This is a genomic window from Synechococcus sp. MU1655 (assembly GCF_023630655.1).
Taxonomy (GTDB): domain Bacteria; phylum Cyanobacteriota; class Cyanobacteriia; order PCC-6307; family Cyanobiaceae; genus Synechococcus_C.
This window is the reverse complement of sequence record NZ_JAKUHK010000239.1, coordinates 1-3041: the sequence shown is the minus strand read 5'-3', so window position 1 is coordinate 3041 and position 3041 is coordinate 1. Positions and strand designations below refer to the sequence as shown.

At 53.8% G+C, this 3041-nt stretch carries 4 protein-coding genes and 1 pseudogene; 2 read left to right on the top strand and 3 right to left on the bottom strand.

The genetic code is table 11. From position 1 onward, the window contains the following. Together NCN04_RS09990 and NCN04_RS09985 are read left to right on the top strand one after the other, a co-directional pair. Positions 1-143, top strand: a pseudogene (locus tag NCN04_RS09990) ((E)-4-hydroxy-3-methylbut-2-enyl-diphosphate synthase); the annotation flags it as partial. A 36-nt stretch (positions 144-179) separates the two neighbouring features. After that, entirely contained in the window at positions 180-1532 is a 1353-nt protein-coding gene (locus NCN04_RS09985) for a S41 family peptidase (protein WP_048348189.1), read from the top strand. Here NCN04_RS09985 and NCN04_RS09980 read toward each other — a convergent pair. From NCN04_RS09980 to NCN04_RS09970, 3 genes are all read right to left on the bottom strand, one after another. Then, on the bottom strand, positions 1523-1987 hold the full coding sequence (locus NCN04_RS09980; RefSeq protein WP_250395993.1) for a hypothetical protein: 465 nt from the start codon (positions 1985-1987) through the stop codon (positions 1523-1525). The genes NCN04_RS09985 and NCN04_RS09980 overlap by 10 nt on opposite strands. A gap of 35 nt (positions 1988-2022) precedes the next feature. After that, positions 2023-2529 carry a DUF8637 domain-containing protein gene (locus NCN04_RS09975; RefSeq protein WP_250395992.1) on the bottom strand — a complete coding sequence of 169 codons (507 nt, stop codon included), beginning with the start codon at positions 2527-2529 and terminating at the stop codon, positions 2023-2025. Positions 2530-2629: 100 nt separating this feature from the next. Continuing rightward, positions 2630-2794, bottom strand: a complete 165-nt coding sequence (locus NCN04_RS09970) for a hypothetical protein (RefSeq protein WP_245407327.1) — start codon at positions 2792-2794, stop codon at positions 2630-2632. Positions 2795-3041 lie beyond the last annotated feature (247 nt).

The following is a 3041-nucleotide window of genomic DNA, read 5'->3' as shown; positions in this document are numbered from 1 at the left end:
ACTACGGTTACGTCGGCAAGGGGCCTGGGGTGATCGCCCTGTATCGCAACCGCGATGAGATCCGAAAAGTACCCGAGTCTGAGGGGGTGGCAGCCTTGGTTCAGCTCATCAAAGACGACGGCCGCTGGGTTGAACCCGACTGATGTCGTTAGGGTGCTTAAAAGGTCCACATGGACGATATGAGCGCTAAAAATTTCGGCACCAAAGGATCTCAACGTCACAGCTGGTTTTTAGCTCTAGGCGCAGGGGCTGTTACAGCGGCTGTTGTCGTGGCAAATCCTGGTTTGGGTTTGCCAAGCACGACATCGTCATCAATTACCAATAGCCCGAAAGAGGTGATTGATCAGGTCTGGCAGATCGTGTATCGAGATTTCCTGGATTCTTCAGGCGGATATGACCTCGATCAATGGTCAATCCTTCGCAAGGATTTGCTCTCCAAGTCTTATGCAGGAACAGAGGAATCCTATGAAGCGATTCGAGGAATGTTGGCGAGTCTTGATGACCCTTACACCCGATTCCTGGACCCAAAAGAGTTCAAGGAAATGCAAATTGACACGTCGGGGGAATTAACCGGTGTCGGCATTCAAATTTCATTAGACAAAGACACCAAAGAGATTGTGGTGGTGTCGCCGATTGAAGGCACACCTGCCTCCAAAGCCGGGGTCCAACCCAAGGACGTCATCGTTTCGATTGATGGTCAACCCACCAAGGGAATGACCACGGAAGATGCGGTGAAGCTCATTCGTGGAACGGAAGGAAGCGACGTCGTCCTGGGCTTACGCCGCAATGGCTCCATCCTTGAGGTTCCCCTCATTCGGGCTCGCATTGAAATCCAGGCCGTCGACAGTCAGCTCAACACCAGTGCCAACGGAACCAAGGTGGGCTACATCCGCCTCAAGCAATTCAACGCGAATGCCTCCAAAGAGATGCGAGCAGCGATTCGCGACCTTGAAAAACAAGGATCTCAGGGTTACGTCCTTGATTTGCGCAGCAACCCAGGTGGCTTGCTCGAAGCCAGCGTCGACATTGCCCGTCAATGGCTGGATGAAGGGACGATTGTCAGCACAAAAACCCGTGAGGGCATTCAGGACGTCCGCCGTGCCACAGGAAATGCTTTAACAGACCGTCCAGTGGTGGTGTTGGTCAATGAGGGCTCCGCGAGCGCAAGCGAGATTCTTTCAGGAGCGCTTCAAGACAACGAACGCGGGGTTCTGGTAGGCCAAAAAACCTTTGGTAAAGGGCTCGTCCAATCCGTGCGCGGACTCTCTGACGGATCTGGGATGACCGTCACGATTGCGAAATACCTCACACCCAAAGGCACCGATATCCATAAAAACGGCATCCGCCCGGATGTTCCTGTGGAGATGAGTGAGAAGGAGATTAAAACTCTCACGATTGAACAGTTGGGGACCAACAAAGATGGGCAGTACCGCGTAGCGGAAACCACCCTGCTCAAAGCGCTACAGGCTCCAAAAGCGGAAAGAACGTATCAACCAGGAGCCGCCAACCTTCAGTCAGCACTTCAGCGATAGGGAGCCAACCCAAACCCTTCGCGTTCGCTTCGACTCTCTGCGTACCTGCGGCCTTGGTGTGTTGCAGGAATAATGGCCGTTCTGGCTGGAGCAGCTTCACGGACCCTCTGCAAGAGAGCAGTGCAGCCACCAGCAGAGTGGATGGCATCGTCCAAGCTGCTCAGCGGAATGCGTTGTCCCCAAGTCCTAGGCCATCCCCAGGTTTGGCCTTGTCGTTCCAACAAAGTCAGTGCCTCTGCCCGCTCGATTGAACCGGAACGCATCAAACAGGTGGTGGTAGCCAAAGTGGCAACCTGAAGATTGGAGGCTTGAGACGAGCGCGTGGGATACACAGGTTGAACCTGGCGCCTGATGGGAAAGGGCCTAGATGGAATATTGAATGGGGTTTGAGACAGGCCACCCCCAGACATTTGCCCAAGGGCTGCGATCGCTAATTGCAGGAGAAGATTATTCATCGTTCAGTTGTGATTCGTTTGTTGGGGAGATGTGCTTACACGCGAACGGTTGAGCCGCAGTAGCGATCGAAGAGCTTCATGACATCTTTGGCAGGAAGTTTCGCCGTATAGCGAGCCTCAAGTTCTGCGAGATGCTGACTACGGGGATACGCCCTAATCGACTTCCATTCCTCTGGCGTTTCCCGTCTCAAGACGCGAGACATCATGAGATGTTGACTGGGAAGAGTGATCGATCCACCGGCGCAGCGCTGCATTCTGTGCGTGGCTTCGTGAGCCAGGGTGTTCCAAACCTCTGCCGCATTGCGGTGAGTGCGACACACAATCAAGGTGTCATTTTTCGGGTGGTAAGCCCCCTGCAATCCCCGTGTTGAGCAATTGCGTTGAATCACTCTCACGCCATGAGACGAGAGTTTGTTGCGCAAGGCATCAACCGCTGCCCAAGATTGAGCATGAACAGGTGCTGCAGCGAGAAGAAGAAGCACAGGGGTGAAGCATGCAATCGATGGCCATTCTTTAAAGAAGTCAAGCGGCTTGATTGGCATGGGCAGCCGTCGGAGAGCACCTCACAGCGTCGGACAGTAATACACAAAAAAAATCACCCAAAAGGGTGATTCTTATGACTAAATGTGAGCAAAGCTCGGCCTAAGCGACGGGTTGCATCAGGCCACCACCTGGAGACGAGTCGTCGTCATCGTTTTCCGTATCGTTCTGCCACATGGCGAAAATTCCCAGTGCTGCTGCACCAACCAAACTGCCTAGAAGGCTGAGGGAGCTTCCCGATGCAATTGGATCGATGAATTCAGCCACTGGGTAACACGCCGTATCGCCACATAGTAACGAAGGATTGCGAATTGTGTTGCACTTTCTCATCTTTCCAGGGCGGGCTTGAGCTCAAACCGTCAAAACCGCTTCGTTCTGGTCTTTTTGCTGTTGCTCACGCTGCTCACGCGTCAGTCCATCCGGATCCGGAATCTGTGATGCCATCTGCTCTAGCCAGCCTTTGAGCTCATCGAGCTGCCTCTCCATGGGCAGGACCCCAAGGCCTCTGGCCAGG

Bases quoted from the DNA above. Each gene is read 5' to 3' on its own strand.
- NCN04_RS09985 (WP_048348189.1), top strand. From the start codon at position 180: ATGAGCGCTAAAAATTTCGGCACCAAAGGATCTCAACGTCACAGCTGG.
- NCN04_RS09980 (WP_250395993.1), bottom strand. From the start codon at position 1,987: ATGAATAATCTTCTCCTGCAATTAGCGATCGCAGCCCTTGGGCAAATG.
- NCN04_RS09975 (WP_250395992.1), bottom strand. From the start codon at position 2,529: ATGCCAATCAAGCCGCTTGACTTCTTTAAAGAATGGCCATCGATTGCA.